Annotated in this window: 14 protein-coding genes and 1 pseudogene; 4 read left to right on the top strand and 11 right to left on the bottom strand. The window is 67.4% G+C overall.

Annotation, left to right across the window (positions count from 1 at the left end; genetic code table 11):
- Nucleotides 1-30: 30 nt before the first annotated feature.
- From ABD225_RS01350 to ligD, 3 genes and pseudogenes are all read left to right on the top strand, one after another.
- Nucleotides 31-537: pseudogene (locus ABD225_RS01350) on the top strand (ATP-dependent DNA ligase); the annotation flags it as partial.
- Between the two features lie 175 nt (nucleotides 538-712).
- The gene (locus ABD225_RS01345; protein WP_344080685.1) at nucleotides 713-988 is read left to right on the top strand and encodes an ATP dependent DNA ligase; all 276 of its coding nucleotides are present in this window, start codon (nucleotides 713-715) and stop codon (nucleotides 986-988) included.
- Nucleotides 975-1,862 (top strand): non-homologous end-joining DNA ligase, encoded by an 888-nt coding sequence (ligD, locus tag ABD225_RS01340; RefSeq protein WP_425564297.1) that lies wholly within the window; start codon nucleotides 975-977, stop codon nucleotides 1,860-1,862. The genes ABD225_RS01345 and ligD overlap by 14 nt, the downstream gene beginning before the upstream one ends.
- A 77-nt stretch (nucleotides 1,863-1,939) precedes the next feature.
- Here the strand turns inward: ligD and ABD225_RS01335 are convergent, their stop codons facing one another.
- The 10 genes from ABD225_RS01335 to ABD225_RS01290 form a co-directional block, all read right to left on the bottom strand.
- On the bottom strand, nucleotides 1,940-2,260 hold the full coding sequence (locus ABD225_RS01335; RefSeq protein ID WP_344080120.1) for a histone-like nucleoid-structuring protein Lsr2: 321 nt from the start codon (nucleotides 2,258-2,260) through the stop codon (nucleotides 1,940-1,942).
- A gap of 153 nt (nucleotides 2,261-2,413) precedes the next feature.
- The gene (locus tag ABD225_RS01330) at nucleotides 2,414-2,611 is read right to left on the bottom strand and encodes a hypothetical protein (protein WP_344080117.1); all 198 of its coding nucleotides are present in this window, start codon (nucleotides 2,609-2,611) and stop codon (nucleotides 2,414-2,416) included.
- Between the two features lie 3 nt (nucleotides 2,612-2,614).
- Nucleotides 2,615-4,069, bottom strand: coding sequence for a lysine--tRNA ligase (lysS, locus tag ABD225_RS01325; protein ID WP_344080680.1), 1,455 nt, complete (start codon nucleotides 4,067-4,069; stop codon nucleotides 2,615-2,617).
- Between the two features lie 112 nt (nucleotides 4,070-4,181).
- A complete protein-coding gene (locus tag ABD225_RS01320; protein ID WP_344080114.1) occupies nucleotides 4,182-4,928 on the bottom strand; it encodes an AAA family ATPase in 747 nt (248 codons plus the stop codon).
- Nucleotides 4,929-4,977: 49 nt separating this feature from the next.
- Nucleotides 4,978-5,988, bottom strand: coding sequence for a ScyD/ScyE family protein (locus ABD225_RS01315; protein ID WP_344080112.1), 1,011 nt, complete (start codon nucleotides 5,986-5,988; stop codon nucleotides 4,978-4,980).
- 197 nt (nucleotides 5,989-6,185) lie between these two features.
- Nucleotides 6,186-7,064, bottom strand: a complete 879-nt coding sequence (gene nadC, locus ABD225_RS01310; protein WP_344080110.1) for a carboxylating nicotinate-nucleotide diphosphorylase — start codon at nucleotides 7,062-7,064, stop codon at nucleotides 6,186-6,188.
- Nucleotides 7,061-8,749, bottom strand: a complete 1,689-nt coding sequence (locus tag ABD225_RS01305; protein WP_344080108.1) for an L-aspartate oxidase — start codon at nucleotides 8,747-8,749, stop codon at nucleotides 7,061-7,063. Before ABD225_RS01305 ends, nadC begins: the two co-directional genes overlap by 4 nt.
- Nucleotides 8,750-8,760: 11 nt before the next feature.
- The gene (panD, locus tag ABD225_RS01300; RefSeq protein ID WP_344080105.1) at nucleotides 8,761-9,186 is read right to left on the bottom strand and encodes an aspartate 1-decarboxylase; all 426 of its coding nucleotides are present in this window, start codon (nucleotides 9,184-9,186) and stop codon (nucleotides 8,761-8,763) included.
- 8 nt (nucleotides 9,187-9,194) lie between these two features.
- A complete protein-coding gene (gene panC, locus ABD225_RS01295; protein ID WP_344080102.1) occupies nucleotides 9,195-10,124 on the bottom strand; it encodes a pantoate--beta-alanine ligase in 930 nt (309 codons plus the stop codon).
- Nucleotides 10,121-11,014: a Rossmann-like and DUF2520 domain-containing protein gene (locus ABD225_RS01290; protein WP_344080677.1), complete on the bottom strand. Its 894-nt coding sequence runs from the start codon at nucleotides 11,012-11,014 to the stop codon at nucleotides 10,121-10,123. Before ABD225_RS01290 ends, panC begins: the two co-directional genes overlap by 4 nt.
- 58 nt (nucleotides 11,015-11,072) lie before the next feature.
- Here ABD225_RS01290 and ABD225_RS01285 point away from each other — a divergent pair, with 58 nt between their 5' ends.
- Entirely contained in the window at nucleotides 11,073-12,038 is a 966-nt protein-coding gene (locus ABD225_RS01285; RefSeq protein ID WP_344080099.1) for an SAM-dependent methyltransferase, read from the top strand.
- On the opposite strand, the gene ABD225_RS01280 is transcribed toward ABD225_RS01285, so the two are convergent.
- Nucleotides 12,022-13,206 carry a cytochrome P450 gene (locus tag ABD225_RS01280; RefSeq protein ID WP_344080096.1) on the bottom strand — a complete coding sequence of 395 codons (1,185 nt, stop codon included), beginning with the start codon at nucleotides 13,204-13,206 and terminating at the stop codon, nucleotides 12,022-12,024. The genes ABD225_RS01285 and ABD225_RS01280 overlap by 17 nt on opposite strands.
- Nucleotides 13,207-13,259: the final 53 nt, after the last annotated feature.

The following is a 13,259-nucleotide window of genomic DNA, read 5'->3' as shown; positions in this document are numbered from 1 at the left end:
CACGCTCGGCTCCCGCCCGGACAGGGTTGAATGCTGCCCATGCTGCCCATGCTTGCCACCGCGACGACGGCGCCCCCGCGCGGGGCGCAGTGGGCGCACGAGATCAAGTGGGACGGTATGCGGGTGCTCGCCGAGGTGCGCGGCCCCGCGGTCACGCTGACCTCACGCAATGGCAATGACGTCACCGCGAGCTTCCCCGAGCTGGCTGGCCTTGCCGGGACGTATGACGATCTGCTCCTCGACGGTGAGGTGGTCGCCTTCGACCAGGGCCGGCCGAGCTTCGCGGCACTCGCCGAGCGCATGCACGTTAAGGAGCGGCGAAAGGCCGAACGGCTGGCCGGGACCCGGCCCGTGACCTATGTCGTCTTCGATGTCCTTCGCCTCTTCGGACAGGACCTGACAAGCCAGCCGTGGAGCGCGCGGCGACCGCTGCTCGATCAACTCGACCTCGGCGGGTCGCACGTCCAGGTGCCGCCCGCCTATGACGACGGGGAGCAGTTGCTGGCCGCCACGGCCGAGCAGGGCTTGGAGGGCGTGGTGAGCAAGCGGCGCGCGGCGGCATACTTCCCCGGCCGGCGCTCGGCGGATTGGCTCAAGACGAGCCACCGGGCGACGCTCTCGGCGGTGGTCGGCGGCTGGCGACCGGAGACTGGCAACGCCAACCGACTGGGAGCGGTCCTCATCGGCCGGCCGGGGCCTGGCGGTTTGGTGTATGCGGGCCGGATGGGCAGCGGGTTGGCGGGCCCGTGCAGCCCGGGCGATGGAGGACCTGCTCGCGCCGCTGGTCCGCGCGGACTCCCCCTTTGCCGACGAGGTGCCCGCCCTGGACGCCCGAGAGGTGACCTGGGTCGAGCCGGTGGTTGTCGTCGATCTCAAGGCGCTCGGGGCGACTGGCGGGGGGCGGCTGCGCCACCCGACCTTTGTCGGGGTGCGTTCGGACCTGCAGCCCGAGGATCTGATCGAGGAGGCCGACAGTGACCCCGCCTGATCCCCAGATCACCCGCGTCGAGGTCGGCGGGCGGACGATGAAATTGTCCAGCCTGGACAAGATCATGTACCCCGCGACGGATACGACCAAGGGCGAGATCCTCAACTATTACGCCCAGATCAGCCCCATCTTGCTGCCGCATATGGCCGACCGGCCAGTCACCAGGGTACGGTGGCCACATGGCGTAGCCCAGCAAAGCTTCTTCGAAAAGAACCTGCCCTCGGGTGTGCCGGAATGGCTCGATCGCGTGCGCGTCGACTCCGTGGTCTATCCCCTCGTCAAGAATATTGGCGATCTGACCTACCTTGTGAATCTCAATTCTTTGGAGTTCCACACACCCCAATGGCGGGTCGTTGCGGGAGAACGGCGCAATCCGGATCGTTTGGTGATCGACCTCGACCCCGGCAAGCCCGCTGGCCTGACCGAGTGTTGCGTAGTAGCACTCCTGGTGCAGGAGAGACTGGGCGAATTGGGAATGGAGCTTTTTCCCGTGTCCTCGGGGAGCAAGGGTATGCAGTTGTATGCCCGTCTCGGAGGTGATCTGACCTCGGATCAGGTCCGTGACCTCGTCTCACAACTTGCCCAGGAATTGACCAGGAAACATCCAGATCTGGTGGTCTGGAAGATGACGAAGTCACTGCGTCCGGGCAAGGTGTTCCTTGACTGGAGCCAAAATGTCGCCGCCAAAACGACGATTACTCCGTATTCGCTGCGGGGAACCGAGGCGCCCTTCGCGGCCACGCCGCGCACGTGGGATGAAGTGGAGCAGGCGGCCTCCGGGGCCGCACGCATCGAGCAAGTGCTCTTTGACGAGGTCCTAGACCGGGTGGCGGAGTATGGCGACCTGCTAGCGCCGCTGCTCAGCGCCGGGTGAGTGTCGGCATAGCCCCGCCGCCAACGCACAACGCGCCCCCGGCGAGGGAGGCGCGTTGTGCTGTGGTGCGGCTGAGCTCAGCTGTTGGCCCGGTCGTAGGCCTCCTGAACCGTGGCCGAGATGCGGCCCCGGTCGGAGACAACATGGCCATTGGCTCGCGCCCACTCGCGAACCTTGGCCAGATCTGCCCGAGACGCAGACTTGACCGCCGTGGCCTTGCGGCCGCCGGTGCGACGTGCGTGACCGATCCAGCGGGCCAGATCACCACGCAAGTTTCCGGCATTCTCGGAACTCAGATCGATTTCGTACGAGACGCCGTCCAACGCGAAGCTGACCGTCTCGGCCGCGACCGAATCGTCGATATCGTCGATGAGCATGACGTGCACGCGCTGCGCCATGAAAACTCCTGAAGTGTCTAAAAGTGGATTATGTGCAAGGCAGGACAGGTTTCTGTGCACCTGTCGCAGAAGCACCCTACTCCGCCGACGCGGACTTTTCACATTCTGCAGACAACATCCCCAGGCAATTCAGCCGGCCTGAACGTACCCGTTCTAGGCCGACGGCCCGGGGGGCTGCGCTTCCTGATGTCCCGAGGAGGCCGCGCGCTCTTGATCCGCCTTGTCCAGCCTGGCCATGGCGATGCGCTCGTTGCGATCGCCTTCGAGCAGGCTCTTGATGATGATGTAGAAGAGATACAGCACGCCGATCGAGGGCAGCAGGGCCGCGGCATACATCCAGATCCGGTCCATGGCTCAGGCCTCCGGCTTCAGATGGGGGAACAGGATTGTCTCGCGAATGTTCGATCCCGTGAAAAGCATGATCATCCGGTCCAAGCCCATCCCGAGACCACCCATCGGCGGGGCGGCATATTCCAGGGCCCGCAGGAAGTCTTCGTCCAATTGCATGGCTTCGGGGTCGCCACCCGCCGCGCGCAAGGACTGGTCGGTCAGGACCGCTCGCTGGATAACGGGGTCGATCAATTCGGAGAATCCGGTGCCGCGCTCGACGCCACCAATGATCAGGTCCCAGGCTTCGATCAGGCCGGGCTCGCTGCGGTGGGGGCGCGCCAGCGGCTGGGCGAGCGCGGGGTAGTCGCACAGGAAGGTCGGCTGGAGCAGGTGCGGCTCGACGAGTTCGGAGAGCAGTTCGAGGAAGAGCTTGTCCTTCTCCAAAGCGGGGTCGTGATCGACGCGATGGGTGACGGCATACTCGCGCAGCTTTTCAACCGGCGTGTCGATGGTGACGGTCTCGCCGACGGCCTCCGAGACAGCGTCATAGACCGGGAGCCAGCGCCATTCGCCGCCGAGATCGATTGTGCCCGACGGCGTTTCGATGGTGCGCGAGCCGAGGGCGTCGGCGACGGCGAGGTACATATCCTGCATGACCTGGGCGATCGTGGTCTGGTCGCCCCACGCCTGGTAGACCTCGAGCATGGTGAACTCGGGCGAGTGGGTGGCATCGACACCCTCATTGCGGAAGATGCGCCCCATTTCATAGACGCGGTCAACCCCGCCGACGACGGCCTTCTTGAGGTTCAGCTCCAGCGCAATGCGCAGAACCATCTCGTGGTCGAAGGCATTCATGTGGGTCGTGAATGGACGTGCCGCGGCCCCGCCGTGGATGAGCTGGATGATCGGGGTTTCGACCTCGACGAAGCCTTGCTCATCGAGCACCGAGCGGATGGTCTTGAGCACGGTGGCCTTGGTGCGCACCATGTTTCGGGCTTCCTGGCGCACGATCAGATCGGCATACCGCTGACGAACGCGGGTCTCCTCCGAGAGGTCCTTGTGCAGCACGGGCAGAGGGCGCAGCGCTTTGCTGGCCATCTCCCAGCGGCTGGCCATGACCGACAGCTCGCCGCGCTTGGAGGAGATCACTCGGCCCTCGACGAAGACGTAATCGCCGAGGTCGACATCGCTCTTCCAGTCCGCGAGCGCGTCCTCGCCGACCTCGGCCTGGCTCAGCATGACCTGCAGGCGCGTGCCGATGCCTTCTTGCAGGGTGGCGAAAGCCAACTTGCCGGTATTGCGGATGAAGATGACACGACCGGCCACGCCGACGACGTCCTGGGTTTCCTCGGCGGTCGCCAGGTGGGCCCAGCCCTCGCGCACCTGGGCGAGGGAGTGTGTGCGCGCCACGTGCACGGCATAGGGCGCCCGCCGCCCCTGCTCCAGCAGCCGCTCCCGCTTGGCGTGCCGGAACCGCATCTGTTCGTTGAGGTCTTGGTCGGGCACGACAGGCGTGCTGGGCGCTTCGGTCACGACGCACGAGTCTACGGCGGGTGCCTCAAGCTGCCGAACGCGTCTGCTGAATGACCGCTCACAGGTCGACAACATGCCGAAGGTAGCGGCGGGGCTCGGCGAGGAAGTTGGTGTAGTTGATGACCGATTCCAGTTGCTCCCAGCGGGACTCGCGCAGGCCGTGCTCGTCCAGCTGCAGGATGTGGGCACCGGGAATGCTTGCGAGGACCGGCGAGTGAGTGGCCAGCAACATCTGGTTTCCGCGATCCGCGGCGAGCGCATGCAGGGTTCCGACCAGGGCCAGTTGCGCCGAGAAGCTCAGCCCTGCCTCGGGCTCGTCCATGACAAAGAATCCCGGACCTCGAAAGCGGCGCGTCCCGATCATGGTCAAGAAGGACTCACCATGGCTCAGGGCGTGGAAGTCCGGATCGTAGGGTCCGGGATTGTTGTGCAAGTACGTGAACAGTCCGTGCGTTGTCTCAGCGCGCAGGAAGTAGCCCCACTTGCTCGCCCCGGCGCCGCGCTCCAAGGTGAGCCACTCGGAGAGCGGGGACTCACTCGAATACGTCTTGTGCATGGCGCCGGTCGATCCGCCCTCACCGGGCAGCCCGAAGGCCATGGCGATCGCTTCGATCAAGGTGGACTTCCCGCTGCCATTCTCGCCAACGAGAATCGTCAGCTTGGCGAGATCCAAGCCGTCGGTCAGCACTTGTCGAACCGCCGGGATCCGGCCCGGCCAGGCCCCGAAATCGGGATCAGCGTCCCCCGCGATCCGGACGCGCCGGACGATCAGCGGATCGGTCCAGTCGGGGTGTGCGCGCGGCATACCCGCAATCTACGGGCGCCGACCGACAGCCTCCCCGGAGCGGCGAGAGTCAGCTCCCGCCAAGGGGTATGCGGACCACCCCACCCATCCCGGCGCACATTCCGCACGTGGTGACATAGGCGTTCGTGCCCGAGACCGCGACGCCATAGGGCGCGAGCAGACCACTCGCCACGGTGACCGGGCCGGAGCGGCGCACCTCAACGAGCGAGCCCATCGGCAGCTCGCCGGGCGGCACCGCCAGCAGCCCAGCGTCGGCGAGCTGCACGGCATACAGTCGGCCACCGGCCCAGGTCAGATCGGTGACATTGGTCAGCCCGCTCGCCCACACGGTCGGCGCCTGCCCTGGCTTGACGCGATAGATCCGAGCCTCGCCGGCGGGGAAGGGGAAGCCGGTCAGTTCGCTGACGTAGTAGGCGCCATCCGGGCCGAGTGCGACCGAGGTGGGCACCGATTGCATCGGCATCTCCCCGGTGCCGAGGAAGGGCGGTTTGGGGACCATCCGGTTCGGGAAGGTCGCGACGATCGCCATCTTGCCCCGAGCCGTCACCCGCAACAGGGCGTTGGCTCCGGCATCCACGGCCAGGTGTGATGTCCCGAGAGGGGTCAGCGAGGACGGGTTGCTGTCCTTGCCAAGACCGTCAAAGTCTTTGGCCCCTTCAAAGGCCGCGAGGTCGGCGATCGTGCGCGCCGCCGACGACCCGAGGTTGCCGGTTGCGAGCGTGCCGAGGCGGGGCCCCGCTGCGGGGAGGCTGGCGCGTTGCGCGGGATCGGCTCCGAGTCCGAAAGACAGCGTGTAGCGGCCGCCGCGGACCTGGACGTCCGAGGGCCCTGAAGCTCCAAAGCCACTCTCGCCCGCGACCGATGGCAGGCCGGTGACAACCCGCGACTGCGTGCCGCCCGAGATCTTCGTGATCGACCCGGTGCGGCCAAAGCAGGCCGTCCCCTCGGCACCGGCGATGCACGGCCCGGAACCACCCACTCCCGACTCAGCGACATAGATGGCACCGTCGGGACCAATCGAGAGCTGCCGAGGGTTGTTCAGGCCGGTCGCGACCGCCACGGGCGTCCTGTCAGCCGGCGGTGCCGCCGTCGCGACAAGGGCCGAAGCGCCGACCATGGCAAGGCCGGATAGAGCGCTGACGGTGAGACGAAATGCACGGTGAATCATTGAGGCCCCCCTAGAGCGTGATGGACCTTCACCGTCCCATAACTGTCAAGTCCCCGCCGGTAACATTGCGGTTGGCTGGAGGGGTGCGCCTAGTCGACGAAGTCGAGGGCGATGTCGAGGATGGGGGCCGAGTGGGTGAGGGCGCCGACGGAGAGGTAGTCGACGCCGGTGGCGGCATAGGCGGGCGCCTTCTCTAGGGTCAGGCCGCCGGTGGCCTCGACTTCCACGGTCTCACCAGTGGCGCTGATGGCCTCGATGGTTTCGGACAGCAGCGCCGGAGACATGTTGTCGCACATGATGAATCGGGCTCCGACACCGACCGCTTCGAGGGCTTCGGCGACCGTTGTGACCTCGACTTGGATCGGCACATCCGGGAAGCGTTCGCGGATGCGCTCGTAGGCCGCGGAGATGGAGCCGGCCGCGAGCTTGTGGTTGTCCTTGATCATCGCGACGTCATAAAGACCCATGCGTTTGTTGGTGCCCCCACCGGCACGGACGGCGTACTTCTCCAGCGCACGCAGCCCTGGCGTCGTCTTGCGCGTGTCGAGCACGGTGGTGTCGGTGCCGGCCAGGACATCGGCCCACGCGCGCGTTGCCGTGGCCACCCCGGAGATCCTGGAGATGATGTTGAGGATGGTTCGCTCGGCCGTGAGGATGGTCGCGGCCGGGCCCCGCAATTCGGCGAGGACCGTGCCGCGTTCGACCAGATCTCCTTCTGCCGCAACGACATCGCACTCCACCTCCCCGCCACTCGTGATCGCCGCAGTTTCCGCGAGCACCATCGCCGCGAGCGGCAGACCGGCAACGACCCCGCGTTCCCGAGCGACGATCTGGCCCACGGCTTGCGTCGCCGGATCGATGGTCGCTTCGGTCGTGACGTCGACGCCGTCGAGGCCACCGAGGTCTTCGATGAGGGCGGCGCGCACCACGCGCACGGCATCCTCGATGGGCAGGTCAAAACCAGTCATCTGGCCGAATCCTCCTGTGCGACATAGGACATCGCCACGCTATCGGGCGTGCGAAGGTGGTGTAGGTGCCCGAGCCAGTGGGCATCATCGCGCTCGGGGAAGTCGAGTCGCTCGTGCCCGCCACGTGTTTCCTCCCGGGCGTGCGCGGCCGCGGTGAGCGCCAGGCCGAGTTGCGCGAGATTGGTCGTCTCCCAGGCCTCGGTCGTGGGAATCGCCGTGCTCTGCTCCGCCAGCAGGGCGACGAGCGCGTCATATGCCGCCCGCGTCCCCTCCGCGGTGCGCACCACACCGCTACCCCGCGTCATCGTGCGTTGAACATCGAGGCGGCGCGAGGCATCGAGGAGCACGGCGTCATCACGTGGCGGCACCGGCGTCGCGGGCGTCAGTTCGCCACGGCCGATGCGCTCGGCGATGTCATCGGCGATTCGGTTGGCGAAGACCAGACCCTCGAGCAGGGAGTTGGAGGCGAGCCGGTTTGCGCCATGGACACCGGTGCAGGCGGTCTCACCGCAGGCATACAGCCCATCCAGCGTTGACCGGCCGGCGAGGTCGGTCCAGATGCCACCGGAGGCATAGTGCTGCGCGGGCGCGACAGGGAGCAGTTGCGTGGCAGGGTCGTAGCCGAGCTCGCGGCACCGGGCGACGATCGAAGGAAAGCGCTTCTCCAAGAAGTCTTTTCCGAGATGTCGGCCATCGAGCCAGACGTGATCGGCGCCCGTTTCCCGCATCCGCGCGACGATCGCTCGCGCGACGACATCGCGCGGCGCGAGATCGGCCTGCGGGTGCAATCCCTGCATGAAGCGGACGCCCGCGTCGTCGACGAGGAAGGCGCCCTCACCGCGGACGGCCTCGCTGATCAGTGGCTGCTGCCCCGTCGACCCCTCGCCGAGGAACATCACCGTCGGGTGGAATTGCACGAACTCCAGGTCAGCGAGCCGCGCCCCGGCGCGCAGCGCCGCCGCCATGCCGTCGCCGGTCGCCACGGAGGGATTGGTCGTCGAGGAATAGACCTGGCCGAGCCCGCCGGTCGCCAGGACCACAGCCCGGGCGTATGCCGATCCGATACCGTCGTGCTGGCCCTCGCCGATGACGTGGAGGGTGACCCCGCATACCTGTCCGGCGTCGCCGGTGAGCAGGTCGACGACGAGCGCGTGCTCGATGACCTCGATGCCGGGGTCATTCTTGACCCGGTTCAGCGCTTCGATGAGCGCCCGCGAAATCTCAGCCCCGGTGGCGTCTCCCCCGGCGTGCGCGATCCGGTCCCGGTGGTGACCGCCCTCGCGCGTGAGCAGGATCTCGCCACTCGCAGCGCGATCGAATTCCGCTCCGAGAGAGACGAGTTCGCGCACCCGCACCGGACCCTCGGTGACGAGCACGCGCACGGCTTCCTCGTCGCAGAGCCCAACACCCGCCACAAGCGTGTCATCGAGGTGCTCCTGCGGGGAGTCCTCAGGGTCCAGCGCAGCAGCGATCCCACCCTGCGCCCATTGCGTCGAGCCGGCCGATAAGACGGTCTTGGTGACGAGCAGGACCCGGTCAACCTGCTCGCGCAATCGCAAGGCGCAGGTCAGCCCCGCGATGCCGGAACCGACCACGACGACCTCGGCGCTCGTCGTCCAGCCGGGGGCGCCAGCGCGCAGATACCGCGGGAGGCGAGCATCCGGCATACGCGGAAAGTCTTTCATGGCAACAGGATTCACTGGTGGCGACGCTTGGTGACGGCGGAGGTCTGCAGTCCGAATCCGTCCGGAACATCGCCGGCGTCGTGGCCGACCTCGACGATCCGATTGCGCCGATCGACGAAGACGACCTGCGGCTCGAAGGTCGTTGCCTCCTCATCGGTCATCAAGGCGTAGGCAATGATGATGACGAGGTCACCGGGTGAGATGAGGCGAGCCGCCGCGCCATTGATGCACACCGTTCCACTCCCGCGCTCACCCTCGATCGCGTAGGTCGTCAGCCGGTGACCGTTGTCGACATCGACGACATCAACCTGCTGACCGGGCAGCAATCCCGCGGCATCCATCAGGTCGCGATCGATGGTCAGCGACCCGACATAGTGCAACTCCGCCTGCGTGACGGTGGCGCGATGGATCTTGCAGTGCAACATATTTCGGAGCATGGGCTGCCTTACCTCAGCTCGGCCGGGCCGAGTTGGTCGGGATTGCTGAAGACCTGGAGCGCGCCGCCGCCGGGGCCGACGAGGACGGGCAGATTGTCGATGAGGCGGGTCGTTCCGACCTTGCCGGCGACCGCGAGGAGCGCTTCGCCGCGATACCACTCCGGCACGTCCTTGAGCGTCGTCGGGTGGACAAGGACGAGGTAGTCGACCAGCACGAGCGGTTCGGCGACGAGGACGGCTCGGGCCGCCCGACGCACCGCGGACGGTCCTTCGGTGGCGGCTGCGGCACCGGCTTTCAGAGCGCGGGACAGGCTGAGCGCCACCTCGCGATCGCTGTCGGTGAGGTACATATTGCGGCTCGACATCGCTAGCCCGTCGCTTTCGCGCACGGTCGGCACCGAGATGACGCGGCCGGGGAAATCGAGGTCTCGGACCATCCGTCGGATGAGCAGCAACTGCTGAGCGTCCTTCTGTCCGAAATAGAACGCCGATCCTCCGGTTAGGTGCATCAGCTTCGCGACGACGGTCAGCATCCCATCGAAATGCCCTGGCCGGGACTGACCTTCGAGCACGTCCCCGAGCGGCCCGGCGGACAGGCGGACGCCCGGATCGCCGTCCTGATAGATGACATCGGGAGTGGGCGCGAAGACGACATCCGCCCCGAACTCGGTGCAAATCTCCAGGTCGGCATCGAAGGTGCGCGGATAACGCGAGAGGTCTTCACGCGGCCCGAACTGCAGGGGGTTGAGGAAGATCGTCACGATGACGCGATCGGCGCTCGCCCGCGCCTGCCGAATCAGCGTTGCGTGTCCGTCATGCAGCGCGCCCATCGTCATGACGACGGCAATCTCGTTGCCGGTCAGCGCTTTCCGCGCCGCGCGTAATTCGTCGCGGGTGCGGGCGACGACGGGTCCGGATGTCTCCGGCGAGCTGGTCACGGTGTCTCCTTCGATGGGTCCAGAACCTCTCGTATGCTGCGCGCCGCGGCCGCCGAAAGCCGGCGGCCGTTCTCTGCGCGGGTCGTGGTGGCCGCGGCGAGGGCGCGGTAGACCTCGTCAACGTCCGAGCTTTCCCGCTCGAGAACCTGCAAGTGCTCGGCCACGGTACCGGCATCCCCGCGCGCGACGGGCCCGGTGAGGGCTGCGTCACCCGAGCGCAGGGCATTGTCCAAGGCGGCCGACAGCAGGGGACGCAAGAGCCGGTCGGTGTTGTCGACGCCAGCGCCCCGCAGGATCTGGGCGGCCTGCGCGACAAGCGTGACAAGGTAATTGGAGCCATGCGCGAGGCCCAGGTGATACCTGACGCGGTCGAATTCATCGATGACCAAGGGTTCGCCGCCCATCTCGACGACGAGCGCGCTGGCCGGGGCGAGCAGTTCTGGCGGAGCGGTGACGCCAAAACAACAGTCCCGCAGGCGCATCAGGTCCATGCCTGTGCCCGTGAAACTCATCGCCGGGTGGATCGCCATCCCGCCGACCCCGAGTGCGATGGCCGGGGCCAGCGGACCGAGCCCACTGCGACCGGAGGTGTGGGCCAGCAACTGGCCCGGCCGCCATACTCCCGTGGCCGCGAGGCCGGCGACGAGGTCCGCGAGGGCGTCGTCCGGGACCGCGAGCAGGACCAGATCGCTCTCGGCGACCACCTCGTCGACGGGCTTGACGGGGGCATCAGGCAGCAGGTCGGCGGCTCGCGCGAGGGACGCCTCGCTGACCGCGCTCACCGCGACGATCAGGTGCCCAGCGGCCGCGAGCGCCGCCCCAAGGACCGCCCCCACCTTGCCCGCGCCGACCACGCCGACGCGCAGGCGTCCGGGCGGCAGCGGCGGCATCGTCACCGGCAAAGTCAATCATCCAGGGGTCGCGCGGCGTGCGGGTAGCCTCGGGCGAGTGCAGCCGTGGGTCAGCGCGTGGCGCGAGGCGCTCTATGGCGCGCAGGGCTTCTACCGTCGACCAACCGGGCCCGCCGGGCACTTCGCGACCTCGTGCCACGGGCCGGCCGGCGCGGTGCTTGCCGAGGCCCTGGTGGGGTGGGCGTTGCGGGATGGGTATGCCGGCATCGTCGACCTCGGGGCGGGGCGCGGGGAGTTGCTTGGGCACCTGGCGGCGGCCGTCACGCAAGCGGGCTGCGCGGTGCAGCTGATTGGGGTGGACATCGTCTCCCGGCCGGCCGGGCTGGCTGAGCAGGTGGAGTGGGTGCAGTCACCCGGCGGCGCCGCCCTGCCGGATCTCGGTGCGCTGACGAAGACCCTCGTCTTCGCGAACGAATGGCTCGATGTCATCCCGGTGCCGATCGGACAGGTGGACGATCGTGGCGTCCTGCGCGAGGTGGAAGTGAACTCGTTCGGCGAGGAGCGGCTGGGCGAACGGGCCGGGGCCAGCGCGACCTTCGGGCCTTCTGAGGTGGCGTGGGCACGGCGTTGGTATGCCGATCTGCTCGAGCGGCCGGGGGCGCGCGTCGAGGTTGGGCTGGCGCGTGATCGTGCCCTGGCTGATCTCATCGGCCGGGTCGGGAGTGGAGTGGTCGTGGCCGTCGACTATGGCCATCTCGTGGGGTGGCGCCCGTTCGATGGGACACTCACGGGTTATCGCGACGGGCGGCAGGTTCCCCCGCTCGCGGACGGGTCGTGCGATCTGACCTCGCATGTCGCCGTTGACGCGCTGCCGCACCATCGGCTGGTCACCCAGCGCGAAGCGCTCCGGGAGTTGGGAGTGGGGGGTGAGCGGGCGTCATACGACCTGGCCCGGCGGGAGCCAGCGGCCTATCTTGCTGCGCTGCAGCGCAACTCGGCGGCCGCAGAGCTGCTGAATGCGCCGCTCGGCGACTTCTGGTGGGCGATCACGCAGGTGCGATGACGACCTTTTCGAAGCCGCGCAAGACGAAGGTCGGCCGGCGAATGGCCTCGACGAGCCGCACGTCGGGATAGCGCTCCAGCAGCAGGCGCGTGGAGATCTGCATCTCCAGCCGGGCGAGGGGCGCGCCGATGCAGAAGTGGATCCCGAGACCAAAGGCGAGATGGTTGTTGGGGGTGCGCGCGGGGTCGAAGCGATCCGGGTCCGGGAAGAGTGCCGGGTCCCGGTTGGCCGCTCCAAGAAGCGCAAGAGCCTTCTGCCCCTTGGCGATTCGCACACCGTCGATCTCCAGATCGTCGGTCGCCGTGCGCTCGAAAAGCTGCAGCGGCGAGTCGTGGCGCAGGAACTCCTCGACAATCGCCTCCACGGCTGCCGTATTCTCCGGCTCTACGGTGCCGGGCTTCCCTGCAGCGAGCCAACTATGCAAGCCATTGCCAAAACCATTGACCGAGGCCTCGTGCCCAGCGTTGAGCAGCAGGACTGCGGTGGCGATCAATTCGCGCTCGGACAGCTTGTCGCTGCCATCGCGGATTTGGACGAGATCGGTGAGCAAGTCCTCGCCGGGGGTCTTAGCCCGCGCCGCCGCGAGCTGCGAAACATAGGCCGCGAAGTCCCGACACGCTTCGCGAGCCTCCTTCTCCTGCAAGGGAGTCCGATCGACCTCATACATCTTCACGATCGCCTGGCTCCACGGACGCAGCAGGTGCCGGTCGATGTCCGGGAAGCCGAGCAACTCGGCGATGACGAGGACCGGCAGTGGCTCGGCATACGTCTCAATGACATCGAAAGGCGCCTCGCCGTCGGTGGCCTCGTCGAGCAGCCCGGAAGCAAGCTCCTCGATGCGCGGCGCCAGCCGTTGGACGTGGCCGCGGCCGAAGGCACCCGCGACGAGCCGGCGAAGCCGAGTGTGTTTGGGCGGCTCGGAGTCGAGAATGGAGTCTGCGTGCAGCCAGTTGAAGGTCTCCCAGTCCGCTTCGGGTTCGCGTGCGGCGAAGATGCGCCCTAGCCGCCGCTCGCGCAGCACTGCCGAGGCGGTCGCGTGCGAGGTCGCGACGAAGGCCTGCAGGCCCTCATGCCAGGCAAGCGGCGCGGCCGCCCGCTGAGCCGCGAAGGCGGCATACGGATCGGCAACGAATTGCGGGTCGCTGAAGTCGAGGAGATCGGCGTGCACGCCCCAAGCTTGGCGCATCACCTATCCCCCATTTCTCTCCGGATGCCGAAAGC

Origin of the sequence: Nostocoides veronense, from assembly GCF_039531185.1 — a bacterium.
Classification (GTDB): domain Bacteria; phylum Actinomycetota; class Actinomycetes; order Actinomycetales; family Dermatophilaceae; genus Nostocoides_A; species Nostocoides_A veronense.
Note: the sequence above shows the minus strand (reverse complement) of the source record. Positions and strands in the feature narration are given on the sequence as shown.

Excerpts from the sequence above, each read along its gene's own strand:
- lysS (WP_344080680.1), bottom strand. The coding sequence starts at position 4,069 with ATGCGGTTCCGGCACGCCAAGCGGGAGCGGCTGCTGGAGCAGGGGCGG.
- ABD225_RS01345 (WP_344080685.1), top strand. The coding sequence starts at position 713 with ATGCGGGCCGGATGGGCAGCGGGTTGGCGGGCCCGTGCAGCCCGGGCG.
- ABD225_RS01320 (WP_344080114.1), bottom strand. The coding sequence starts at position 4,928 with ATGCCGCGCGCACACCCCGACTGGACCGATCCGCTGATCGTCCGGCGC.
- ABD225_RS01335 (WP_344080120.1), bottom strand. The coding sequence starts at position 2,260 with ATGGCGCAGCGCGTGCACGTCATGCTCATCGACGATATCGACGATTCG.
- ABD225_RS01330 (WP_344080117.1), bottom strand. The coding sequence starts at position 2,611 with ATGGACCGGATCTGGATGTATGCCGCGGCCCTGCTGCCCTCGATCGGC.
- panD (WP_344080105.1), bottom strand. The coding sequence starts at position 9,186 with ATGCTCCGAAATATGTTGCACTGCAAGATCCATCGCGCCACCGTCACG.
- nadC (WP_344080110.1), bottom strand. The coding sequence starts at position 7,064 with ATGACTGGTTTTGACCTGCCCATCGAGGATGCCGTGCGCGTGGTGCGC.
- ABD225_RS01305 (WP_344080108.1), bottom strand. The coding sequence starts at position 8,749 with ATGAAAGACTTTCCGCGTATGCCGGATGCTCGCCTCCCGCGGTATCTG.
- ABD225_RS01290 (WP_344080677.1), bottom strand. The coding sequence starts at position 11,014 with ATGCCGCCGCTGCCGCCCGGACGCCTGCGCGTCGGCGTGGTCGGCGCG.